Raw genomic sequence first — 23,340 nt, 5'->3', positions numbered from 1 at the left:
TATGAGACGCTTAGACTCGTGTCGGGGTTGTCGCGCCGGGCATTTTTCGCGGCCGCGACCGGCGTGGCCGGTGGCGCGCTGGCCGCCGGGTGCGCACCGAACCAACCGACACCCGCCACGGGCCGCCCGTCCGCTCGGCCCGCGCCGGACACCACCTCGATCCTCGTCGTCGGCGCCGGGATGGCGGGTTTGTCCGCCGCCCGCAGCCTTGCCGACGCCGGGCGCCCGGTTCGCGTCATCGAAGCCCGCGACCGCATCGGTGGCCGGGTCTGCACCGACCGCGGCTGGGGCACGCCCCTGGAGCTGGGCGCCTCGTGGATCCACGGCACGACGGACAACCCGCTGACCGAGCTGGCCCGCCGGGCGCGATCGCAACTGGTAAGCACCGACTATTACGGGTGGGTCAGGCTCGCGGTCGATCCCGCGCTACAGCCGCTGGATTACCAGAGCGCAACCTGGCGATCGTTTGTCGAACGGGCGCGCAGTCTGCGCGACGCGACAAGCCTGGGCGCCGCGGTGCAAGCCGCCGCCGACGGCGCACGGCTGTCCGCATCCGACCGCGCCCAGCTGGCCTTCTATCTGACCACCGAGATCGAGGACGAATACGCCGCCGACGCGAATCAGCTTTCGGCCGCCACCTTCGACAAGGGCGATTACGCCGGCGGCGACCAGGACGTCATCATCAACGGCTATGACGCCCTGCCCAATTCGCTTGCCGAGGGGCTGACCATCGAACTCGACACGCCGGTCACCGCGATCGTGCAACGCGACGACGCAGTCATCGTGCGGGCCAAAGACAAGTCGTTTCGGGGTTCGGCCGCGATCGTCACCGTTCCCCTCGGCGTGCTGAAATCCGGTGCGATCGCCTTCGATCCGCCGCTGCCCGACGCGCACGCCCGGGCCGTGACCGCCCTGGGTTTCGGCGCATTGTCCAAGAGCTTCTTTCGCGTGGACCAGCGAACGTGGAAGGTAGACAACGCTTTTTACCAGTACCTCGGGCCCGAAGGCGGGCTGTGGTCACAATGGTTCACCCTGCCCGGCGATGCCGGCCCAATCGTGTTGGCGCTCAACGGCGGCGAGCGCGGGCGATTCGTGGAGTCACGCGCGCCCGGGGACGTGCTGGCCAGCGCGCTGCCCGTGGCCCGCCGGCTCTTCGGCGACAACATCTCGCTGACCGAGGTGCGGACCTCGAACTGGACCGTCGACCCGTACGCCCTCGGCGCCTATTCGTTTCACCCGCCCGGCTCCGGCCTCGACGACCGTCGCCGGCTACAGCAACCGATCGGTGACCGGCTTTACCTGGCGGGTGAGGCGGTGGGCATCGACAATCCGGCCACCGCGGCGGGCGCGCTGGCCAGCGGGCGCTATGCCGCCGATCAGCTCCTGCATCGACTGAACGGTTGACCCGGCCGGCTTGGCCGTCAGGAGGATGCGGCCTGCTGCCTCAGCGTGGTGTGCGGGCTTTGGCCATAGGTCTGCCGATAGAGCACCGCGAATCGACCGGTATGCGCGAAGCCCCACCGCTGGGCGATCTCGGTGACGGTCGAGCCGGGGGTCGTCGCTGTCATCAGCTCTTGATGGGCGCGGCTGAGCCGGACGCGGCGCATGTATTCGGTCGGAGTCGTGTCGAGCTGTCGCCGAAAGAGGTACTGCACCGCCCTGGGGGTCAGGTGCACCGCCGCCGCGACCTCGTTGATGCCGATGTCTTCGGCGGCGTGGCGGTGGATGAAAGACACTGCCTCCTTGAGGGTTTCGGGCAGGGCGAGATCGCTGGCCGGGTCGTGTTCGGTGAGGTTGGACGGGTAGCACTCGAGCAGCGCACCGGCCACCAGGTTGGCCATACCCGCCGCGATCCGCGGCTGCGCGGCGGTGTCGGCGGAAGTCAACGTCGCCACCACATAGTCCAGGGCTCGGTGCCATGCCCGCACGGCCGCACGGGAGCGCGGGCGCCAATTCAAGAACCGGGTCTGCTGCCCCAGCGACGAATGCCAGTCCGCGGCGACTCTCTGCAACGCTTCCGCCTCGACCTTGATCACGTCGAAACGCGCGCTATTGCAGTGCAATACGCACGACATGCCATGCGCGACGAGAATGGGGAAGTCCGTGGTCGCCAGCGGACCGCCCGCGACGCTCAACGATCCCGCACGCGGCTGGACCACCACGATGGTGTCGGATGCCGAGATCTCGAGGGTCGAACGACCCTGGATCATCACCTCATCGACCGTCAACAGACCGGCATCACTGCGCCGATGTGACATCGCGGCGTGAGTGGTGAGCCCGGAGATGCGCCAGCCCGGTTGATACGCGCCGGCGAAGAACCGCCGCGCGGCCTGTGCATCGACAGTGCGAAACTGCTTGTATTGCACAGCGGCTGGGCGGATCGCCGGTTCGGCCTCACGGCCGAGCACCGGACGTGCGGGACAATAACCGGACCCGGGCCCCTCGTCCGATTCCCCGACGAGCCCCACTGCCGGCTTCGCGGGTTTGCTGCCGGCCTCACTCGTCACGGTGGTCATGACCGGCCTGGATGCTTTGCGTTCGGGCCTCGCATCATTGCCTCATCGCGCCGTCGATGGTGCAGCGATCCGGTCCTGCGGCCCGACGGTCTCGTAAATGTTCAGCGTGTCGAGCGCAATTCGCGGCCACGCGAACCGCGACACGGCGCGGCTACGGCCCGACGAACCCATGCTCTTAGACTGAAAGCGCTGGCCGAGAAGCCTTCTCGCCGCCGCGGCCAACGCGACGGGATTCTCCGGCGGCACCACCAGACCGGTGATGTCGTCGAGCACGACGTCGGCCAGCACACCCACGCTGGCCGCGACCACCGCCACCCCGCTGGACATGGCCTGCAACACGGCGGTGGCCCGGGGCGGTTGACGGGGCGTGCATGCCACCATGTCGGCGGACCGGATGAACTTGGGCAGTTCGGCATCGGCGACCCGGCCGGCGAAGCGCACCCGGTCGTCCACACCCAGCTCCGACGCGAGACGTTGCAGCTGCGCACGTGCATCGTCGTGGCCGCTGCTATTGGCGTCGTTTTCGACGATCAGCAATTCGGCGCCGCGCACCTTGGGCAGCGCACGGATTGCGATATCGAGACCATTGCACCACAACGGATTTGGCGCCACCAGCAGGATACGTTGCAGCCCGTTACGCGATACTGCCGGACCAGTCGGACTGTAGCGCTCGGCGTCAACACCGCACGTCAAAGTGGACACCCTGGCCCGGCGGTGACGCAGTCGGGTCAGCGCATCGGCGTCGACGCTGCTCTCACCCGTCACCCAGGTAGCGCTGCGCGCCAGGAGCGGTTCCACGCGCTCCCGTTCGTTCCGTTCCGCCCCGGCGTGGCCACGCGATGTCGCGGCCAACCCCAAAAAGGTCTGCACGGTCGGGATGTGTCGACGGCGCGCGGCCAGCTGGGCGGCCAAGCCGCCCAGCCAGCCGTAGGCGTGCACGACGTCTGGAGGCTCGGTCGACCAGATTCGGTCCAAAGTGGCCGCCCACTCCCCCACATCGGGCAGCACGTCAACCGGTGATGCCGCCTTGCGGGGACCGACGGGAACCGAGATGCGGTGGTAATTGGCCTCGGCGGCCACTTGCGCGGAACGCCGGCTGGCTCGTCGCAGGCAGATAGTGGCGTTGTGGCCCTGGGCCGCCAGCGCGGCGCATAGCTGCTCCGGGTCCTCCCCGACGACGTCGTCGCCACTGACAATTGCCACCCTCAACTGCTATTCCCTCCGCGCCACCGTCCTTCTGCCAACACCAGATGGCATACCCTGCGCGGAAATCGCGAAACGGCTGCGACGGCCTCTTCGCCTGCAGGCCCGAGGTTCGCCACGTGGACTAGAGGTAAGCGCTAAACCGGGATCGCCCGGGACTGCGGCGTGGGTCGGCAAGGTGGAGACTTGAGGGATGCAGACTCACGGGCACGGCACCGCCGTTGAGCTGGTGGCGCTGCTGGCGTCGGCGGGTGGCCTGGAAGCCCTGTCGACGGTCTTGCGCGATCTGCCCCCGGACTTTCCGGCCGCCGTCGTCGTGCAACAACACCTGGGGGGCCACACCAGCGTCCTGCCCACCATCCTGGGCCGACTGATGGATCGTCCGGTCGGCTGGGCGCGCCAGGGACAGGCCCTCACACCGGGACAGGTGGCGGTCTGCCCGCCGGGAATGCTGTTGGAAGTCACCGTCGATGCCCACTTCCGGCTGCACAGCGGGGTCAACCACGGGACCCAGGGGTCGGACGTGCTGCTGACGTCCATGGCCAGTTCGTACGGACCGAGGAGCGTTGCCGTGGTGCTGTCGGGGTCGGGACACGACGGGGCGGCGGGCACCGTCGCGATGAAGGATGCCGGTGCCATCGTCATCGCCGAAAGTCCGGCGACGGCGCAGTACCCGTCGATGCCGCTAGCCGCCGCGCGCGCCGGCGCCGACCTGGTGTTGGACATCGACGAAATCGGGCAGGTCTTGGTCGGCATCGTCGGTGGGGCACCGCTACCCCAACAGCGGAAATCACCGGCACCCCAGGCTATGGACGTCGGCGCGGCCATTGCCACCACCTACGGCGTTCTCGACGGCTTACCCCCGAAGTTTGGCAGCAACACTGCGGCGGCCCGGGGCGAGCTCGCCCGACGGCGGGCGGCAGAACTGCAACGCAGGCGGCGGGAGCTAACGGTGGGATTGGGCGCCACGCAGGAGACGGTTGCCTTGGCTCGACGCAGGGCCCAGGAATCACGGTCCCGCGCGCAACTAGCTCATCAGGCCGCCGAGGAAGCATCCGTCCGGTGGCCGAATCGGTTGTCGCACCACCAGATCACGGGTAACTAACCGACAACCTCCATCAGCAGCAGCGCCCCGCCGACCGTCCCCTCGCTGGAGCGGAACGACGTGCACGTGATGCGCACCGTGGCCGGACGGCCACGCCGGTTGACGGCGTCCACCACCACGTGACCGGAGCTCTCCGGGTCGACAAAAGCGTTGCCGATCAAGGGCCGCACGGCATCAAGCGGCAGGCCGATGTCCAGGTTGGTCAGCCTTGACCCCGTCGCTTCGTCGGCCCGCAGCCCCCAGAGCTCCTCACAGCCGCGGTTCCACAGGATCACCTTCATTTCCCGGTCGACCACCACCATGCCCATCCGAACCGAGTCGATCAGCGAATCCTGGAAATGCTTGGCTTCGTCCAATTCCAGGCTGCGCTCGCGCAACATCTCGTTGATGGTGTGCAGTTCGTCGTTGGTGGACTGCAGCTCCTCGTTCATGGTCTCGAGTTCTTCGTTGGTCGACTGCAGTTCCTCGTTGGTGGTCTCGAGTTCCTCGACCGTGGATTGCAATTCCTCGTTGGTGGTCTCGAGTTCCTCGTTAGTGGATTGCAGCTCTTCGTAGGCCACCTCGAGTTGCCGGTTGGTTTGGACGACCTTGTCCAGCAGCGCGCGCGTCGCGGTGACGTCGAAGAACACGATCGACACCCCGAGCAAGCCGTTCTCGGCGTCGACGAGGGGGTTGACGTGGATCTCGAACCACACCGTTTCGGCACCCGGCCGCTGCCACTTGACGTCCTGGATCCGCGCCGAGCGCCGCTCCACCTTGGCCTGCTCTAGATATGCACGAAGCTCCACCGGACGGTAGGACACCTCGAGATCGCGCAGCAGCCGGCCGATGTCGCGGGCCGAGAGCCCGAAGGTGGTCTCGGCCTGCTGGTTGATCATGGCGACGGTGTCCTCGCCGGTGACCACGATCTGGGCCACCGGACTGGCGCGAAATGCCAAGTCGCGCACCGTCGTCAACCCCGGCAGGTCCACGTTGCGCTCGTAGAACGCCGCATTGGGATCGTAGCGATCCACTCCGCCGTGAGTTCCGGCCACCTTGCGAAAGATCCGGTGTTTGAGGTTCACCGGAGTGAATCTTTCTCCGTGGCTGAGCAACATCTCGGCGTGCCCGAGAAACAGCGTGCCCTGCGGCGCTAGGGCGAAATGCAGACGCCCCAACACGTTTCGCTGCGTCTCCGCGTTGAGATACATCAGGCTGTTGCGGCACACCAGCAGATCCACGCGCGAGATCGGCGCGTCCTTGACCAAGTCGTTGCGGCCGAAGATCACCGCGCGCCGCAGGTCTTTGTGAAAAGCGTAGCGGCCGTTGAGCTGTTCGAAATAGCGCCCCAACAGATCCGGCGGTACGGACTCGACCGCCTTGGCGTCGTAGGAGGCGGCCCGCGCCTCGCTGAGCGCGTCCTCGTCGACATCGGTGGCGTAGATCTTGACCCGTTCCCGGAACCCGTCCGGTCCTAATGCCTCGGCGAAGAGCATGGCCAGCGTATAGGCCTCCTGCCCCGAGGCGCAGCCGGCGCTCCACACCCGAATCGGATCGGCGGGGCCGCGCTCGGCCAGCAACCGCGGTATGATCTCGGCGCTGACGAACTCCCACGCATCGGGGTCACGGAAGAACGAAGTGACGTTGATCAGGACGGTGTTGAACAGCGCGGTGAATTCATCGGAACTGGCCTGCAGGAAATCGAGGTAGTCGTCGAACGCGGGGTAGCCCGCCTGGTCCATCCGGTGCCGGACGCGCCGCATCAGTGAGGTGCGCTTGTAGCCGGTGAAGTCGAATCCGCGCGAATCCCGCATATACCGCAACAGGGCTTCGAAAGCCTCGTCAGTCGTGGATTCCATGCACGTCCCGTCGATAACGATTTACCGAAGGACATGAACACTACTCGCGGTCAGAACTGGTTTTCCTGACCGATCAAAGCCCACACGGTTTTGCCCGACGACGTCGGGGTCGCGCCCCACGCCCGGCACAACGCGGCGACGATGGCCAGCCCAGAGACGATGTCGGCGCCGAGGGCGGCGTCTTCGTGCCGCCCGGGCAGGCGAGAACTGTTGTCCTCCACGGCGACCGTGACGGTGTCTTGGTAGCTCTCGACGATCAACACCGGTGCACTCCGCGTGTGGTCGAGAACGTTTTCGACGAAGACGGTGGCCAGCGTGGCAGCGACCGGGATCACCTCGCCGATGTCCCACTGGGTGAGCCATTCGCCGATCACACTGCGCGCAACCTCGAGGCTGCTGATGTTTCGTGCCAGGCTGGCGCGGGCCCGGCGTCGCACTCGCAGGGACTGACTCGCCACGGCGTCCAGGGCGATCTCGCGGGTGGCATGTATCGGCACATACCGGGTCACCCCGGCCGAGCTCATCGCGCGCCGCACCTGCGGGGCGGAAGCAACCAGCAGGATCGGCACATCGGGCCAGACGCTGACGTGCCAGCGAGCGCTGGTGAACACCGTCCACGCGGAGGCCGATGGCGCATGCAGGCCGTTGATGTCGACAATCACCGCGCGGGGTTCGTCGATCGCGGCCTTGATGACCGCGTCACGGATGGTCCGATAGGTCGAGCTGTCGAGTACCCCCGCCACGGTCAGGATCGGCAGGTCTTGAGACGTCTCCCGCTCGATCCGGACAGTCGGTCGGTCGCCGGTCATCCAGCTTCACCCTCTTGCTGGGCGGTGGTCGAGAGCCGGTCGCTGAGCAGGGTCAGCGCGCGCTCGGTCTCCTCCGCAATCGCCATGTAGCGCCGCACGAGCAGCTCGGTTCCAGCTTTGGCGGCCATGCCCCGGGCCAGCCTGGCCTTTTCCTGCAGGCTGCGCACCGCGATCCACATCGCCCCCTCGAGTTCGGTGTCCCGCGCGCCCAGCAGGGCCTCGGCCGTCCACGCGTGGCCCACCTGGCAGCGGAAATTGCCCTCGCTGACGGAAACCAGCGAGCCATTGCAGTCGGGGCAGGTGTAGCCCGACGGTGATCCCAGTTTCTCGGTATCGAAATCGGTCGCGAACCGCGACATCATGGCGATGCGGTTCTCGAGCTCCATCGCGGAGTCGCGCTCCATGTCGGAATCCTCTATCTCTCGGTGCGACAGCTCTTTGAGGACCGCGCCGATGCCGGCCGCCGGCGACTGCCGATCCACCACGCCGGCATCAACGGCGTTGGTCGGCATCGCCGGGAACAACGCGTCCTCGGGTGACTGGCCGATGGTGGTTCCGCCGCGCGAACGGATGGCGCCCAGTCCCAGCACGCCGTCGTCGAGCACGCCGGAGAGCAACACGCCGATCGCGCGGGGCCCGAAGTTCAATGCCACCGAGCGAAACAAGGCATTGATCGCCGGGCGGTGGCCGTTCTCGGTCGGCCCCTGGGTCAGCAGCACGCGATGATCGGCGACCAGCAGATGGCGGTCCGGCACACCGACGTAGATGCGGCCGGGCTCCAGCGCTGCGCCGTCTTGGGCAGCTACCGCCGGCAGCGGACCGCTGCGGTCGATGATGCGGGCGAGGATGCTGGGCGCACCCGCGGGCACATGAAGCACCATCAGATACGCGTACGGCACGTCCGGCGAGAGGCCGGCGGCGAGGTTGGACAGCGCTTCCACGCCGCCGGCCGATGCGCCGATCGCCACCACGCCTTGCAGGGCGCCGACCTCAGCCGTCTGAACCACCACTTTCGACTACCCCTATCGATGGTAGGTAATCGGCCGGCCGCTGAATAGCGGCCGCCGACGAGCTGCCCGACCGGTTCGTCGAGGACTTCGCCGCCGCCCTGGCGCGGCACCGCTGCTGGGAACGGCGCACGGACCCGGTGCCGGCCTGAGCAGGTTTTTGAACCGGCCGGGGCGGGCACTACTGACGAAGATGTCTGTGGACAGGAGGATGAATCATGCCGCGTTCCTCGATCAAGAACGAAAAGATGTATCAGGACTTGCGCAAGAAGGGCGACTCCAAGGAGAAGGCCGCGCGTATCTCGAACGCCGCCGCCGGCCAGGGCAAGTCGAAGGTCTCCCGCAAGGGCGGCAAGTCGGGGTCTTACCAGGACTGGACCGTGCCCGAGCTCAAGAAGCGCGCCAAAGAGCTTGGCATGTCCGGCTATTCGAGCCTGAGCAAGGACAAACTGGTCGCCAAACTGCGGAATCACTGACCGGTCAGGCCGAGTCGGTCGACCAGCACCAGAAAAGCGACGGCGTAGTCGTTGTCGGCGGTCTGCGCCCGAATGGCTTCCCAGTCCAGGCGTTCGCGCACCGCGCGGACCGCGGGCAGCAATTTGGCGAAGTCGCAGTGGTGCTCGCCCAGCGAGCGCAGCTGCTGGACCAGCACCATGGTGGGAGGCAACACCGGCATGCGGATCGCCAGCACGTCGCGTTGTTCGGCCCTGTTCAGCGTGTCGGCGTCCACGGGCACGCCATTGATGCGATGCAGGATATCCACGAGTACGCCGGCGGTGCGGGCCTTGAACAACCAGTCCTCCGGCGGGCGTTCGATGGCGAATCCGGCGTCGGCCAAAGCGGTGACGGCGGCGTCCACGTCGGTCTCGCTCACCACCAGGTCCACGTCGTGGCTGGGTTCCGGTGCGCCGTAAGCCCATAGCGCATAACTGCCGGCCAAGGCGAAGGGTGGCCCCTTCTCCTTGAGCGCCGAGGCCGCGCCCCGCAGCGCATCTCGCAATGGCGTGGCGCAGGCGGATCCGTCGGTGTGGGTGTCGGTGGCGGCCATGGTGTTTAGGTCATACCCGGCGAACGGGCGAGGCAACCTGGGGCGGTCGCTGAAGCCGTTTAACTTGCGGCTAATCGGGAAATCTTGGGGTTATGTCAACCGCCGTGCCATGCGCATATGACGGTGCAGCCGTCGTGATCCCCGTCCACAACGAACGAGCAAAGCTGCCTGCGTGTCTGCGCGCGGTACTGACTGCCGCCCTGTGTGCGCCGATCCCGGTGCAGATCGTGGTGGTGCTCGACGGTTGTGATGACGGCAGCGACGAACTGGCCGGCGACTACGGCCCCGATGTGCATTTCCTCAAGGTAGACGTGCACACTCCCGGCACGGCCCGGGCCGTCGGGTTCGGTTATGCGCGCTCCCTGTTCAGCGACGATGCCAACTGCTGGTTTGCCACCACCGACGCCGACGGTCGAGTCGACCCGCGCTGGCTGACCCATCAGCTGAAGTCCGGCGCGGAGATGGTCGTGGGCGTCGTGCGGTACTACGAGGCCGGCGCCGGACACCGGGAAAGCCACCACGAGTTGGTCGGCGGCGACATGGGCTTCGACGCGCGGGCGTATTGGCATGTCGGTGGCTTTCGTACCCTGCCGACCGGTGAGAAGACCGACTTGGTCGAGCGGTTCGAAGCCGCGGGCCACCGCATTCATCGACACACCGAACTGTCTGTGATCACACCGGCGCGGACCGAGGCTCGGGCCCTGCACGGATTCGCCCACCTCAGGCCGTTGGGGAGATCGGCGGCGGGTGATTGCGCGTGACGGCGGGGTTGGTTGAGCACTGGCTGGAGTCCGGACGACTCGAGTTACCCCTTCCCGCCTCCGGTCGCACCGCCGAACGCTGGCAACGCCTGGCGCGCCTCGCCGAGGAGAACATCGTGGCGGCCAGGATCGCCGAAGCCCACGTCGACGCGGTGGCGATACTTCACGAGCTGGGCGGCAAGCCACCCGAACCGGGTCAGCTGTGGGGCGTGTGGGCGGCCGAAGCCCCCGACGCCGTGCTGACGGCCACCGACGTCGACGGCGCCTTCACCCTGAGTGGCACCAAGGTGTGGTGCGCGGGTGCGGGGTTCTGCACCCACGCACTGGTGACCGCGCGACTGGCGGACGGCACCCGCGGCCTGTTCGCGGTCACCGCCACCGACCCGACCGTCAAAGCGTTGCCGAGCACGTGGTGGAACGCCGGTATGGCGGGCAGTGACACCAGGCCGGTTCAGTTCACCAATGCCCAGGCCGTCGCCGTGGGCGACCCCGGGGCCTACCTGGACCGCCCCGGCTTCTGGCATGGCGCCATCGGTGTCGCCGCCTGTTGGCTGGGCGGCGCGCGCCGGGTCGCCGACCCGCTGTACCGTTGCGCCGCAAGCCAATCCGCCGACGCTTATTCGCTGGCGCATCTGGGCGCCGTGGACGCCGCGCTCGCCGCCGGTGACGCGATTCTGACCGCAGCGGCGAGCCAGATCGACGACGACCCGTTCGACCGGGCCGGCACCGCGCAGCTGTTGGCCCGCAGGGTGCGCACGGTGGTGGAACACGCGGTCGACGAAGCCATCACCCGCACCGGGCGGGCGCTGGGCCCGGGCCCCCTGTGTCAGGATGGGCGGCACGCGCAGCGGGTCGCCGATCTGAGCATCTACATCCGCCAAAGCCACGCGGAGCGAGACCTCGCCGAGCTCGGGCATCTGGCGGGCCAGCAGGCGACGAGGGACCCATGAAAACCCTGCCGGCGGGCAACTGCGCCAGGTTTGCGGCCAAGCCGCTGACGCACAGCGGCACTCCAGCGCCGTTGTGGCTGGCCGAGTTTCAGGAGCGGCCCCTGCCGGCGCTGGATCTGACGGAGTGCAAGAACCTGGTCGTGGTGGCCCCGCACCCCGATGACGAAACCCTGGGCTTGGGTGCCATGATCACCCAGCTGGCCGCGGCGGGGGCGCGAATTCACGTGGTCTGCGCCAGCGACGGCGGCGCCGCACGCCCTGGAGCGTCGGCCTCGGAGCGTCTTCGCATGGAAACCATCCTTCGATACGAATCACGCAGGGCAACAAATCTTTTGAACGTCCCTCCGCCGATGTTGCTGGGTTTGCCCGACGGCGAGCTGACAGACCACGAGGACAAGCTCACCGAGACGCTGACCGAGGTCCTCCAAGCGGCCGGCCCCGCGACCTGGTGTGCGGCCACCTGGCGCGGTGACGGCCATCCCGATCACGAAGCCGTGGGGCGCGCGGCCGCGACCGCGTGTGAGCGCACCGGAGCCACGCTGCTGGAATATCCGATCTGGATGTGGCACTGGGCGATTCCGGCCGACACGGCGGTGCCCTGGGACCGGGCCCACTCGGTGCGCACGCCCGGCTGGGCGATGGAGCGCAAACGTCGCGCCGCGCAATGCTATCGCAGCCAATTCGCTTTCAGCGCAGGCGAATCAGCGCCCATACTGCCGGGCTTCGTGCTTTCGCGACTGCTCACGGTGGGCGAAGTCGTATTCCGGTGACCGCGTCGCCCCGGTGACTGCATGACCGCGAAAGTGGGTAGTTGAAGGCCTATGCGCGTGGCGACTTTCAACATCCTGCACGGTCGCACCGTCGGTGATGGCGTGGTGGTTGACCGGCTGCGTGAGTGCGTGCGCCGCCTCGATCCCGACGTGCTGAGCCTGCAAGAGGTCGACTGTGATCAGCCGCGGTCCGAGCGCGCCGACCTGACCGCCGCGGCGGCCGAAGCCATGGGAGCGGTCGAACACCGGTTCGTGGCGGCCATTTCCGGCACACCGGGGGCGACCTGGATGGCCGCCACCGGCCGCGAACAGCCGGGTACCGCGGCCTATGGGATCGCGCTGCTGTCTCGCTACCCGGTGACCAGTTGGCAGGTGCTGCGGTTACCGCGGATTCCCATGCGGTTCCCCATGTACCTGCCCGGTCCCAACCGGGTGATGGTCGTCGACGAGGAGCCACGGGCGGCGGTCATCGCGCAGTTGCGCACCCCGATGGGCGGGCTGACGGTGGCCAACACGCACCTGTCGTTCGTTCCGGGGTGGAATCGGCGCCAGCTGCGCAGGGTGATCTGCGACCTGCGCGGCTTCCCGGGCCCGCGGCTGTTGACCGGCGACTTGAACATGACCCCCAAAACGGTGCGCCGCTGGTCCGGCATGCGGGCGCTGGCCGCGGCGCAGACGTTTCCCGCGGACAGTCCCCACCGCCAGCTCGACCACATCCTGACCGACGATCCCCGGCTGCGCGGCGGCGCCGTCGAGGCGGACCTGATGACCATTTCCGACCACCGTCCGCTGGTGGTGGACCTGCACCGGGACTGAACCCGTTCAGTCTTCTTGAGCGCCAGCCGATCTCATCGCCACCAGCACACGCTCGACGTCGGCCGTGCTGGGCATCGCGTCGGTGACCCCGATGATGGCCACCCCGACATCTGCGTGGTCGATCCCGAGGCGCCTGGGCGTGAGCAGCTTGCGGGCGATCGCGGTGACTTCGTCGTCGGTCACGCGCCGTGGCAGCAACGCCAACAGCGGCGCGTAGCCGACGTCGGGCGCGCCCCTGGGGCGGCCCGCACGCAGAAACGCGATCATGCTCGATACCCGCTGTCCCAGGCTCATCCGCCACCCCGCTCGTCCGCACGCCACCCGCCAAAAGCGGCTCAAGCCGGGGAATAGCCCGGCGGGACGGCTTGAAACCAGTCGAATGGCGATCGTCGGCATAGCCTGGGCGCGCGCAAGGGGCCCGGCCCGACTTTCGGACCGGGCCCCTTGCGGGGTGGCCTACTGGTTCTTCTTCTGGCGCTCTTCGGCAGCGTCCGCGCCGGCCCGCGCCGACTCGGCTTCGGCTTCCTTCTTGCCCGCATCGCGTTGGGCGTCCGCCTTGTCCTGCTGGGCCTGGCCCTCTTCGGACAGGTCGTCGCGGCCAAGTATCGCGCCGCCGACCTCCTTGGCCTTGCCCTTGACGCCTTCGACGGTGCCCTTGACTGCTTCCTCCGGTCCGCTGTTCTGGTCTCCCATGCGTCGACCTCCTTCTCGGTGGTTGGTGGACTTGCGCTCGACGGCATCTAGGGCGTTCCCGCCGCGCGGGGCATCAAACGCCCGGTAACACGTTGCGCCCGGACACGCGCGGCCGCGTGTGCGGCCGATCACTCCACCGGTATCTGTGCACGAAGCTCACGTCCGGCTTCGCCGAACTGACCGGTTTGAGCCGGGTACTACTGGGTACTGTCGGACGACGAACGCCCGGGGGGTGAGCCGTAGTGACGACGACGATCGCAGTGATCGGGGCGACCGGCACGGCGGGCACGCGCGTTGTCGCCCGATTGAGGGCGCGCGACGTCGCAGTGGTCGAGATTTCGCGCGGCCACGGCGTCGATCTGTTCAACGCAGCGGAGCTGTCGCAGGCGCTCAACGGAGTCGACGTCGCCATCGACGTGTCCAACCCGCTTCCACCCGACGGGCGATCCGACATCGGCCAGACCCTCGCGGCCGCATCGCACAACCTCGTGGGCGCGTGCGCGACGCAGGACGTGCAGCGCCTGGTGGTGTCGACGATCGCGGGAATCGAGGACCCGGTGTTCGACGGCTTCGCCTACTACGAGGCCAAACGGCAGGCGAAGGACATCCTGCTCGACGGCCCGGTGCCGACCACCATCGTCAAGTCGACCCATTGGTACGAGTTCGCCACCAATCACGACGCGGTGAGCTGCGACGACACCGAGGTGGTCGTCGAGGACTGGCTGATCCAGCCCATCGCGGCCGATACCGTCGCCGACGTGCTGGTCGAGGCGGCCCTGGGGCAGACGCACACGCCGCGCACCATCACCGGGCCCGACCCCATCCGGTTACCGGAGCTGACATCGAAACTGCTTACGCAGCAAGGTGATCCCCGACAGGTCCGCGTGGTAGAGCCCGCCGTTGCCGCGCTGGGCGCCGGAGCGCTACTGGCTGGCGATCGCGCGGTGGTCGTCGGCCCCGACGTCGACACCTGGTTGCACACCCTCGCGCCGCCCAGCACCGACGGACATCACCCCGCGGACGGCGACGGCTCCCGCCCTCGCATCGGCCCGAGCTTCAGGTAACGATTGCATCACGATCCCGCTGACAATTCCTTAAGAACCGGGCCCGTTTCTTAAAAATCCTCGGATCATTTGATCGTTCGCTTAGCAAACGACCCCTAAAGAGGCCAGGACGGCCGCCGGCGTTCGTTGTCGGCGAAAGCCCGCACTGTTCGATTCCGCTACTTTGGATTTCGAGGATCGGGAGCCTCTCTTCAGAGAAAATCACTTCGCTTTCGAAGGACATCACAATCATGAAAATCAGCAGCATTGTCGCGCGCCGGAAAGTGGCCGGAATCAGTGCCGGCTGCCTGCTCGGGGGAATGGCCATGGGCATCGTCGGCGCACCGTCGGCGGCCGCAGCACCCGACTGCAGCCCCGGCGGGGTGAACAACACCGTGTCAGCGGTGCAGGGCTCGGCCGAGCAGTATCTGGCGGCGCATCCGGGCGCCAACCAGGTGGTGACGGCGGCCTACGGGCAGCCGCGGCCCCAGGCCGAGTCGAGCTTGCGCAGCTACTTCACCGGCCACCCGCAGGAATACAACGACCTGCGCGGCATCCTGGCACCGATCGGCGACACCGAACGGCAGTGCAATGTCACCGCCCTGCCGCCGTACCTCGAGTCGGCTTACCAGGAATTCATGGCCGGCTGACCGCAGTCCCGAGACGACCCGCCACGACGCTGTGGCGGGTCGTTTTCCATTCCGGCCGCGCTTCTTGGCCGTGTGAACGACTTCTCCGGCGGGTAATTGTGCAGTCAGCGACCAGAACTGGAGGACGACAATGCGGTTGCGCCGTAGCGTGCTGAGCAAGCCGGGAATCGCGCGCAAGCGTCGCGGCAAAGGTTTTGCGTATTACCAACCGGATGGCAAGCCGGTCTCCGACCCGGAAACCTTGCAGCGCATCAAGGATCTGGTCATTCCGCCGGCATGGAAGAAGGTGTGGATTTCGCCATACGCCAATGGCCACATCCAGGCCGTCGGCGTCGACGCGGCCGGTCGCCGGCAGTACCTGTACCACACCGCCTGGCAGCAGGAGCGTGCCGAGGAAAAGTTCGACCGCGTGCTGGAACTGTCCACCCGGTTGCCGGCATGGCGCGCCGAGATAGCCAAGGATCTGACGCGACAGGGCTTGACCCGCAAGCGGGTCCTGGCGCTCGCGCTGCGGCTGCTGGATCGCGGCTACTTCCGCGCCGGTGGCGAACAGTACGCCGAGGAGCACGAGTCCTACGGCCTGTCCACCCTGTTGTGTGAGCATGTGGTGGTTCGGCGCAACGCCGTCGAGTTCGATTTCCCGGCCAAGAGCGGGGTCCGGCGCACCGTGGAAATCGAGGACCCCGAAGTGGTTCGAGCGGTGCGCGCCCTGATGCGCCGGCCCGAGCGCACCGAGCGATTGCTGGCGTGCCGCAACGCATCCGGGTGGCTCGATGTGCGTGCCGACGACCTGAACGCCCGCTTCAAGGAATTGGTGGGCGACGAGTACACCGTCAAAGATTTGCGGACGTGGCATGGAACGGTGCTCGCGGCCACGGCGTTCGCCGATGCCGACCCGGCGGTCTCACAGCGGGTCGCCAAGCGCGTCGAATCCGCGGTGATGAAAGAGGTGGCCCAGGAGTTGGGCAACACCCCGGCCGTGGCGCGCGGTTCCTACGTCGACCCCCGGGTCGTCACCGGTTACGAGCAAGGACTGACCATCGCCGCGGCGGCGCGCCGTGCCGAACGCGCCCGAAAGCCCGATGTGGCGCAGGAAATCCTGGACAAGGCGACCCGCATGCTGATCCGGCGAGTCGCCAAGGGCAACAGCGCGTCGGGATCGTCGCTGCCCAAGAGCGCCTGAGCAAAGAACGCGGCCGCCGCCGACCCAGACGGTGCGCGCGGGCAAACCGGTTCTCCGTCCGACGGTGTTCGTCCGGTGTCCATGGGAGTTCGCATCATGGACAGTAGGTGCGATCTAGGCGCCACCGGGCATGGCGACCACTTCTCCACCAAACACATTGTGCCGCACCGATAGACGTGCTCGCGGAGGCCCATGACGGCCCGGCCGCGTTCGAAATCAGCGGCCGAAACGCTGTTTATCGGAGAAGTCCTAGGGTATCTGGCTCGCCATGTTGGATCCCGGCCGAGCAAAGCGCGTTCTGGTGTGGCACGTGCACGGATCGTGGGCGCAGGCCTTCGTCGCGGGCGGGCACCGCTATTTGATTCCGGTGGCCGCCGATCGCGGTCAGGACGGCATCGGGCTGGCCGGACGATCGTGGCCCAACGCGCAGGAAATCCCGCTCGAGGACCTGGCGGCCGAAGACATCGACCTGGTGGTGCTGCAACGCCCGCACGAGGAAGAACTCGTCGCCCGCTGGGCGGGTCGGCGCCCCGGCCTCGACCTGCCGGCGGTCTATGTCGAGCACAACGCGCCCCGCGAACACGCAGCCCAAACCCGCCATCCCCTCGCCGAGCGCCACGACATCCCCCTCGTGCACGTCACCGCGTTCAACCGGTTGATGTGGGACAGCGGTCGCGCGCCGACTCGGGTCATCGATCACGGCGTTGCTGATCCCGGCCAGTTGTACACCGGCGACGTGCCGCGGGCCGCCACCATGATCAACGAGCCGGCGCGGCGCGGTCGTGTGGTCGGCGCCGACCAGTTGGAGCCGCTGTCGAAGTATGCCCAGATCGACGTGTGGGGCATGGGCACCGAGGGGATCTGCGTCAATCGTGGTGCGGTCACCGGCCGCGGCGACGTCGCCGCGCCGCAGCTGTGGCGCCAGATCGCCCGCCGCCGGGTGTACCTGCATACCGCCCGCTGGACCTCGCTCGGGCTGTCCCTGATCGAGGCGATGCTGCTGGGGATGCCTATCGTCGCCGTCGGCTCGACGATGGCGCCTTTCGTCGTCCCCTCCGAGGCAGGCGTTGTCAGCCCGGACCCGGTGACGCTGGGCGAAGGGCTGCGAGATTACCTCGACGACCAGGCAACCGCGGCGGCCTCCGGTAAGGCCGCACGCGAATTCGCCACTGCCCGTTTCGGACTCGACCGTTTCCTCGCCGAGTGGGACCAACTGATCGAGGAACAGTGCAACTGAGGAGGAAGGAGCCCGCATGAGGATCGCGATGATCTCCGAGCACGCCAGCCCGCTGGCGCATCTGGGCGGCGTGGATGCCGGCGGACAGAACGTCCACGTCGCCGAGCTGTCCTCCGCGCTGGCACGGCGTGGCCACGATGTCGTGGTGTACACCCGCCGCGACGATCCCGAGCTTGCCGAGTCCGTCGAGACTCCGGACGGCTATTGCGTGGTGCACGTCCCGGCGGGCCCGGCCCGGGTAGTGCCCAAAGACCAGTTGCTGCAATACATGTACGGCTTCGCCCATTTCCTGGAGAGCCGGTGGCTGACGGATGCGCCCGACGTGGCACACGCGCACTTCTGGATGTCGGGCGTGGCCACCCAGCGCGCCGCGCGGGCGCACTCGATACCCACCGTGCAGACGTTCCACGCGCTGGGCCTGACCAAGAAACTGCACCAGGGCACCGACGACACCAGCCCGGGTTGCCGAATCGCCGTGGAGGGCCGGATCGCACGCGAAGCCACCTGGGTCGCCGCCACCAGCACCGACGAGGTTTTCGAGCTGGTTCGGATGGGCCGGGCGCGATCCCGGACCTCCGTGGTGCCGTGCGGGGTTGACATCGACGCTTTCACCCCACACGGTCCGGTGGCCGCCCGAGGGCACCGGCCCCGCGTCGTATCGGTGGGACGGCTGGTGCCGCGCAAGGGCTTTGAGACATTGATCCGGGCCATGCCGCTCATCCCGGATGCCGAATTGGTGATCGTGGGTGGCCCGCACGTCACCGAGCTGCCCGAGGACTCGCACGCACAACACCTGCTGCAGCTGGCGATCGACCTCGGGGTGGCCGACCGGGTGCGCCTGTTCGGCGGGGTCGCCCGCGCCGAGATGCCGGCGCTGCTGCGCTCCGCCGATGTGGTGGCATGCACACCCTGGTACGAGCCGTTCGGCATTGTGCCCTTGGAAGCCATGGCGTGTGGCATCCCGGTGGTGGCCACCGCGGTGGGCGGGATCCGTGACACCGTCGTCGACGGCGGCACCGGCCGGCTGGTGCCACCCAGGGATCCCGATGCGCTCGGGGACGCCCTGGCCACCCTGATTTGCGATGGCCGCCGCGGACGGGCGCTGGGCAAGGCCGGGCGCGAACGCGCCCGGGCGCGCTACACCTGGGACCGGGTGGCCGCCGACACCGAACGCATCTACGAGAAGGTGTCACTCGCCCGGCGCGACATGAGCACACCGAGCACACGTTCCGGGTGATCCTGTGGCTCAATCACCTTCCCGCATTCACCGCCGGGACCACCGGTACCAGAGCCGGGTACGTCCGCTCTCCCGCGCTCTGGTCACCGGCGGTGCCGGATTCCTCGGCGCGCACCTGTGCGATCGGCTCCTTGCCGCCGGTGTCGAGGTGGTCAGCGTGGACGACCTGTCCACCAGCACAATCGATCACCGGCTGGCCGGCCATCCCGGGTACCGGTTCGTGCAGCACGACGTCTGCGACCCCGGCCTGGTCGAGGAGATCGGCAGTTCTTTCGACGTGGTTTTCCATTTGGCCTCGGCGGCTTCCCCGGTCGACTACCAGCGCCGGCCCATCGAGACGCTGCGCGCCGGATCGGCGGGCACCGCGACCGCGCTGGACATCGCCGAGCGTGGCGGCGCCAGGTTCGTGTTGACCTCTACCAGCGAGGTGTACGGCGACCCCGAGGTGCACCCCCAACACGAATCATATTGGGGCAACGTCAATCCGGTGGGACCGCGCAGCGTCTACGACGAAGCCAAGCGGTACGCCGAAGCGCTCGCGTTCGCCCACCGCCGCCTGGGCCGCGTTGATGTCGGGGTGGCACGCATCTTCAACACCTACGGGCCGGGCATGCGTGCCGGCGACGGACGGATGGTTCCGTCGTTCTGCTTCCAGGCGCTGCGCGGTGACCCGTTGACCGTTTCGGGCACCGGCCTGCAAACACGGTCGTTGTGCTACGTCGACGACACCATCGCTGGGTTGCTCGCGCTGGCGCACAGCGACTTCGGCGGACCGGTCAACATCGGCAACCCCGACGAGCTCACCGTCCTGGCGGCCGCCGAACTGATCCGCGACCTCGCCGGCAGCACGTCGACGATCCTGTTCACCCCGCCGGCCACCGATGATCCCCAACGGCGGTGCCCCGACATCACGCTCGCCCGCGAGCGCCTGGACTGGCAACCGACCGTCGACTATCGCACCGGGTTGAAGACCACCGTGGACTGGTTCCGCGCCACGGCCGACGCTTCCGAGGAATCCGGTGAGGAGCTCGTCCCGGCCGCTGATCGACGCACCCGGTAGGAGGAAGCAGTGCGAATTCTCGGTGTCAACGCGGTATTTCACGACCCCGCCGCCGCCCTGGTGATCGACGGCCAGGTGGTGGCGGCCGCCGAAGAGGAACGCTTTTCCCGGCGCAAGCACGGTAAGCAGGCCGTCCCGTTCGCCACCTGGGAGCTTCCCGTCGCCGCCATCCGGTGGTGTCTCGAGCACGCCGGCGTCGCCGCCGAAGAGATCGATGCCATCGGCTACTCCTACGACCCGGCGCTGATGTACGACGAGCCGGTCGATCCCGCCGGACTCGACAAGGATTGGGAATACCTGCGCACCCTGTACGCCGAGCGCGCGCCCGGGTTTCTCAAAACCGCGCTGCCCGGCCTCAATCCCGCTGTCGTACAGCACGTCCGCCATCATGTCGCACACGCCGCGTCGACGGCGCTGGCCTCCCCGCATCCCGATACCGCCGTGTTGGTGGTCGACGGGCGCGGGGAACGCACCTCGATGCTGGCCGGTGCCTATCGCGACCAGAAGCTCGACGTGCTGGCCGCCCAACAGCTGCCGCACTCGCTGGGGTTGCTGTACGAAAGCCTCACCGAGCACCTGGGTTTCGTGCGATCCAGCGATGAGTACAAGGTGATGGCCATGGCGTCCTACGGCCGGCCATGCTTCGCCGACCAGCTTCGCGACCGGGTATACGCCTGCGATGACGGCGGTTTCCGCACCGAACCGATCGACTGGGAGCGCTTGGCGCCGCGGCGCCGGGCGGATGCAACGGAGCTGGACCCGGTGCACGCCGATCTGGCGTGCAGCGTGCAGCTGGTCATCGAGGAGGTGCTGCTTGATCTCGTTCGCTGGCTGCGCGCGCGTACCGACGGTGACGCGCTGTGCCTGGCCGGCGGTGTAGCGCTGAATTGCGTTGCCAACAGCCGCATTTACGCCGAGGGCGGTTTCGGGCGGGTGTGGGTGCAACCGGCGGCCGGCGACGCGGGTACCGCGCTGGGGGCCGCATTGAGCCTGGCCGCATCGTTTCACGAGCCGATCACTCCGATGCCCACCGCACAGCTGGGTCGCGGCTGGTCCGAGGAACGGATGAGGGCCGCGCTCGACGACGCCGCCGTTCGCTATGAACGCCCGGACGACGTGGCGACCGCGGTCGGTGACGCACTGGCCAAGAACCAGTTGATCGGATGGTTCCAGGGCCGCGCGGAATTCGGGCCGCGGGCCCTCGGCGGGCGCTCGTTGCTCGCCGATCCGCGCCACCCCGCCAACCTGGAGCGCCTCAACGCCGTCAAGGGACGCGAACAGTTCCGGCCCGTCGCGCCCATGGTGCTGGCCGAGCGGGCGGCCGAGATCTTCACTCGCGGGCCGCTTCCCAGCCCGTACATGCTGTTCGTCCACGACGTCGCCGAAAACTGGCGGGGCCGCATCCCCGCGGTCACCCACGTCGACGGCACCGCGCGAATCCAGACCGTCGACAAGGCCGAACACCCGCTACTGCACGCGACGATCAGCCACTTCGCCGAACACACCGGAGTTCCGGTGGTGGTCAACACCAGCTTCAACACCGCCGGGCGACCCATGGTGGACACACCGCGCGACGCGCTCGAGGTGTTCGGCAGTTCACCGATCGACGTGCTGGCCCTCGGCCCCTACCTGGTCAGGCGGTACCTGTGATGCCCGAGTACACGCTCGTGATCCCCACCATCGGTCGGGATTCGCTGCGGCGCTTGCTGACTGCGCTGAAGCGCGGTGCGTGGCCGGTGCCGCCGAAGGTCGTGGTGGTCGACGACCGGCCGGGACCGCCCCGCGATTTGGCGTTGGGAGACGACTTGGGAGTGCGGGTGCTGCGCAGCGGCGGACGCGGGCCGGCGGCCGCCCGCAACGTGGGATGGCGTGCGGCCACCACCCGCTGGGTGTGTTTCCTGGACGATGACGTGGTGCCGGATCCGGATTGGGAGTCGGCGTTGTGCATCGACCTGAAGGCCGCGGACGCCGCCGGTGCGGTCGGGTCGCAGGCGGTGCTCGAGGTCCCGACGCACCGCCGCCCCACCGACGACGAGCGCCGGACCGCGCGGTTGTCGACGGCGCGATGGATCACCGCCGACATGGCGTATCGCCGCGACGCGCTGGTGGCGGTCGGCGGATTCGACGAGCGGTTTCCGCGCGCCTACCGCGAGGATTCCGACCTGGCGCTGCGGATTGTGCTGGCGGGCGGGACGATTCTGCGCGGCGAACGTCGCTCGACTCACCCCGTCGCGCCGGCGACCTGGCGCTCGAGCGTGCGGGCGCAGATCGGTAACCGAGACAACGCCTTGCTGCGCCGCAAGTACGGACGGTCCTGGCGCGACCAGATCGGCGAAGGGGCGGGCCGGCTGCCGGCGCACTCGGCCACCACCCTGATCGGCGCGCTGGCCCTGGGCGCCGCGCTGGTGCGCCGCCGCCGCGCGGCCCGCCGCGCCGCCACCCTGTGGCTGCTGTTGACGGTGGAGTTCACCGCCCGGCGCTGGCTGAGCGGACCACGCAGTGGTGTTGAGGCGCTGCGGCTTTCGCTGAGCAGCGCGATCATCCCCCCGGTCGCGGTGGCCCACCGGTTGGCCGGGGAATGGACGTTTCGCCGGGCGCGGCGCGATCCGCCGCTCGCGGTGCTCCTCGACCGCGACGACACCCTGATCGTCGACAAGCCCTACCTCAACGATCCGGCGGGGGTGCGCCCCACCCGCGACGCCGCCCGGGCGCTGGCTCGGCTGCGCCGGCGCGGCCTGCTGCTGGCCGTGGTGACCAATCAGTCCGGGGTGGCGCGCGGACTGATCAGCGCCGAGCAGCTCAGCAGCGTCAACGACCGGGTGGACGACGTGCTCGGCCCGTTCGACTCCTGGCAGGTGTGCGTCCACGACGAAACCGACGGCTGCGGATGCCGCAAGCCGCGGCCGGGCATGGTGTTGGCGGCGGCCGAGGCCCTGGCCGTGCCGCCCCAGCGCTGCGTGATGATCGGCGACACCGGCGGCGACGTCCGGGCCGCCCTGGCCGCCGGCGCCCGGGCGGTGCTGGTTCCCACCGACCGCACCCTGCCCGGCGAGGTCGAGCACGCGCGCCAGCACGCGCGCGTGGCCGCGACGCTGAATGACGCAGTGTCCCTGGTGCTTTCGGAGTGCCAATGAGCACCGCCGTGGTGGCCCGCCTGGACAGCGCCGGTGACGTGCTGATCACCGGTCCCGCAGTGCGCGCGGTGGCCGCACACCACGACCGGCTGACGATGCTGGTCGGGCCGCGCGGCCGGGACGCGGCCGAGCTGCTGCTCGGTGTCGACGAGATCGTCGAATGGCAGGCGCCCTGGGTCGATTTCGAGGCGCCCGAGTTGACCGCCGCGCATGCCGAGGCGCTGATCAAGCAGCTGCGCGATCTGGCCCCCGACCGGGTGTACATCTTCACGTCGTTTCA

The 23,340-nt window shown here is 68.3% G+C and carries 24 protein-coding genes; 16 read left to right on the top strand and 8 right to left on the bottom strand.

All coding sequences use genetic code 11. The features are described from left to right. Window positions 1-18: 18 nt before the first annotated feature. Entirely contained in the window at window positions 19-1,404 is a 1,386-nt protein-coding gene (locus tag A5646_RS26060; RefSeq protein ID WP_066881995.1) for an NAD(P)/FAD-dependent oxidoreductase, read from the top strand. Window positions 1,405-1,421: 17 nt separating this feature from the next. Here A5646_RS26060 and A5646_RS26055 read toward each other — a convergent pair whose 3' ends face one another. Together A5646_RS26055 and A5646_RS26050 are read right to left on the bottom strand one after the other, a co-directional pair. Further along, the gene (locus tag A5646_RS26055; protein WP_066881993.1) at window positions 1,422-2,516 is read right to left on the bottom strand and encodes a helix-turn-helix domain-containing protein; all 1,095 of its coding nucleotides are present in this window, start codon (window positions 2,514-2,516) and stop codon (window positions 1,422-1,424) included. A 42-nt stretch (window positions 2,517-2,558) separates the two neighbouring features. Continuing rightward, window positions 2,559-3,725, bottom strand: coding sequence for a glycosyltransferase (locus A5646_RS26050; protein WP_066870922.1), 1,167 nt, complete (start codon window positions 3,723-3,725; stop codon window positions 2,559-2,561). Between the two features lie 187 nt (window positions 3,726-3,912). Between A5646_RS26050 and A5646_RS26045 the strand changes: the two genes are divergently transcribed. After that, a complete protein-coding gene (locus A5646_RS26045; protein WP_066881991.1) occupies window positions 3,913-4,824 on the top strand; it encodes a chemotaxis protein CheB in 912 nt (303 codons plus the stop codon). Here A5646_RS26045 and A5646_RS26040 read toward each other — a convergent pair. The 3 genes from A5646_RS26040 to A5646_RS26030 are packed head-to-tail and all read right to left on the bottom strand — an operon-like array spanning window position 4,821 to window position 8,481. Beyond that, window positions 4,821-6,662, bottom strand: a complete 1,842-nt coding sequence (locus A5646_RS26040; RefSeq protein ID WP_066881989.1) for a CheR family methyltransferase — start codon at window positions 6,660-6,662, stop codon at window positions 4,821-4,823. The two genes, A5646_RS26045 and A5646_RS26040, sit on opposite strands and share 4 nt — an antisense overlap. A 50-nt stretch (window positions 6,663-6,712) precedes the next feature. Beyond that, the gene (locus A5646_RS26035; protein WP_066870930.1) at window positions 6,713-7,471 is read right to left on the bottom strand and encodes an STAS domain-containing protein; all 759 of its coding nucleotides are present in this window, start codon (window positions 7,469-7,471) and stop codon (window positions 6,713-6,715) included. Further along, on the bottom strand, window positions 7,468-8,481 hold the full coding sequence (locus A5646_RS26030; RefSeq protein ID WP_066881987.1) for a chemotaxis protein CheB: 1,014 nt from the start codon (window positions 8,479-8,481) through the stop codon (window positions 7,468-7,470). The genes A5646_RS26035 and A5646_RS26030 overlap by 4 nt, the downstream gene beginning before the upstream one ends. A 215-nt stretch (window positions 8,482-8,696) precedes the next feature. On the opposite strand from A5646_RS26030, the gene A5646_RS26025 reads away from it, so the two are divergent. Then, the gene (locus A5646_RS26025) at window positions 8,697-8,954 is read left to right on the top strand and encodes a Rho termination factor (protein WP_066870937.1); all 258 of its coding nucleotides are present in this window, start codon (window positions 8,697-8,699) and stop codon (window positions 8,952-8,954) included. Here the strand turns inward: A5646_RS26025 and A5646_RS26020 are convergent. After that, window positions 8,948-9,526: a nucleotidyltransferase gene (locus tag A5646_RS26020; protein ID WP_066881985.1), complete on the bottom strand. Its 579-nt coding sequence runs from the start codon at window positions 9,524-9,526 to the stop codon at window positions 8,948-8,950. The genes A5646_RS26025 and A5646_RS26020 overlap by 7 nt on opposite strands. Window positions 9,527-9,660: 134 nt before the next feature. On the opposite strand from A5646_RS26020, the gene A5646_RS26015 reads away from it, so the two are divergent. From A5646_RS26015 to A5646_RS26000, 4 genes are read left to right on the top strand one after another with little or no spacing between them, the layout of a single operon-like run. Then, window positions 9,661-10,287 (top strand): glycosyltransferase family 2 protein, encoded by a 627-nt coding sequence (locus tag A5646_RS26015; protein ID WP_156753090.1) that lies wholly within the window; start codon window positions 9,661-9,663, stop codon window positions 10,285-10,287. Next, on the top strand, window positions 10,284-11,237 hold the full coding sequence (locus A5646_RS26010; RefSeq protein WP_066870947.1) for an acyl-CoA dehydrogenase: 954 nt from the start codon (window positions 10,284-10,286) through the stop codon (window positions 11,235-11,237). Before A5646_RS26015 ends, A5646_RS26010 begins: the two co-directional genes overlap by 4 nt. Beyond that, the gene (locus A5646_RS26005) at window positions 11,234-12,007 is read left to right on the top strand and encodes a PIG-L deacetylase family protein (RefSeq protein WP_066870957.1); all 774 of its coding nucleotides are present in this window, start codon (window positions 11,234-11,236) and stop codon (window positions 12,005-12,007) included. The genes A5646_RS26010 and A5646_RS26005 overlap by 4 nt, the downstream gene beginning before the upstream one ends. 51 nt (window positions 12,008-12,058) lie before the next feature. Next, window positions 12,059-12,823, top strand: coding sequence for an endonuclease/exonuclease/phosphatase family protein (locus A5646_RS26000; protein ID WP_066881981.1), 765 nt, complete (start codon window positions 12,059-12,061; stop codon window positions 12,821-12,823). Window positions 12,824-12,829: 6 nt separating this feature from the next. Here the strand turns inward: A5646_RS26000 and A5646_RS25995 are convergent, their stop codons facing one another. Together A5646_RS25995 and A5646_RS25990 are read right to left on the bottom strand one after the other, a co-directional pair. Beyond that, complete coding sequence (locus A5646_RS25995) at window positions 12,830-13,117, bottom strand: DUF3349 domain-containing protein (protein WP_066870962.1); 288 nt, start codon at window positions 13,115-13,117, stop codon at window positions 12,830-12,832. 162 nt (window positions 13,118-13,279) lie between these two features. Further along, complete coding sequence (locus A5646_RS25990; protein WP_066870966.1) at window positions 13,280-13,516, bottom strand: general stress protein CsbD; 237 nt, start codon at window positions 13,514-13,516, stop codon at window positions 13,280-13,282. 242 nt (window positions 13,517-13,758) lie between these two features. Between A5646_RS25990 and A5646_RS25985 the strand changes: the two genes are divergently transcribed. The 9 genes from A5646_RS25985 to A5646_RS25945 form a co-directional block, all read left to right on the top strand. Next, the gene (locus A5646_RS25985; RefSeq protein ID WP_066881979.1) at window positions 13,759-14,580 is read left to right on the top strand and encodes an SDR family oxidoreductase; all 822 of its coding nucleotides are present in this window, start codon (window positions 13,759-13,761) and stop codon (window positions 14,578-14,580) included. Between the two features lie 230 nt (window positions 14,581-14,810). Continuing rightward, entirely contained in the window at window positions 14,811-15,209 is a 399-nt protein-coding gene (locus A5646_RS25980) for a heme-binding protein (RefSeq protein WP_066870971.1), read from the top strand. A gap of 130 nt (window positions 15,210-15,339) precedes the next feature. Next, window positions 15,340-16,392: a DNA topoisomerase IB gene (locus A5646_RS25975; RefSeq protein ID WP_067025329.1), complete on the top strand. Its 1,053-nt coding sequence runs from the start codon at window positions 15,340-15,342 to the stop codon at window positions 16,390-16,392. 268 nt (window positions 16,393-16,660) lie between these two features. Beyond that, on the top strand, window positions 16,661-17,629 hold the full coding sequence (locus A5646_RS25970) for a glycosyltransferase (RefSeq protein ID WP_066881975.1): 969 nt from the start codon (window positions 16,661-16,663) through the stop codon (window positions 17,627-17,629). A 16-nt stretch (window positions 17,630-17,645) separates the two neighbouring features. After that, window positions 17,646-18,866: a glycosyltransferase gene (locus A5646_RS25965; RefSeq protein ID WP_066881973.1), complete on the top strand. Its 1,221-nt coding sequence runs from the start codon at window positions 17,646-17,648 to the stop codon at window positions 18,864-18,866. 4 nt (window positions 18,867-18,870) lie between these two features. Continuing rightward, the gene (locus A5646_RS25960; protein ID WP_067025327.1) at window positions 18,871-19,926 is read left to right on the top strand and encodes a UDP-glucuronic acid decarboxylase family protein; all 1,056 of its coding nucleotides are present in this window, start codon (window positions 18,871-18,873) and stop codon (window positions 19,924-19,926) included. A gap of 9 nt (window positions 19,927-19,935) precedes the next feature. Continuing rightward, a complete protein-coding gene (locus A5646_RS25955) occupies window positions 19,936-21,576 on the top strand; it encodes a carbamoyltransferase C-terminal domain-containing protein (protein ID WP_066875873.1) in 1,641 nt (546 codons plus the stop codon). Further along, window positions 21,576-23,060: an HAD-IIIA family hydrolase gene (locus A5646_RS25950; protein ID WP_066881968.1), complete on the top strand. Its 1,485-nt coding sequence runs from the start codon at window positions 21,576-21,578 to the stop codon at window positions 23,058-23,060. The genes A5646_RS25955 and A5646_RS25950 overlap by 1 nt, the downstream gene beginning before the upstream one ends. After that, the coding region (locus tag A5646_RS25945) for a glycosyltransferase family 9 protein (protein ID WP_369806991.1) at window positions 23,057-23,340 on the top strand (284 nt) is incomplete at its 3' end. The genes A5646_RS25950 and A5646_RS25945, both read left to right, overlap by 4 nt.

The sequence above is a fragment of the Mycobacterium sp. 1245499.0 genome (assembly GCF_001673615.1).
In the GTDB taxonomy this organism is placed as follows: Bacteria; Actinomycetota; Actinomycetes; order Mycobacteriales; family Mycobacteriaceae; genus Mycobacterium; species Mycobacterium europaeum_A.
Note: the sequence above shows the minus strand (reverse complement) of the source record. Positions and strands in the feature narration are given on the sequence as shown.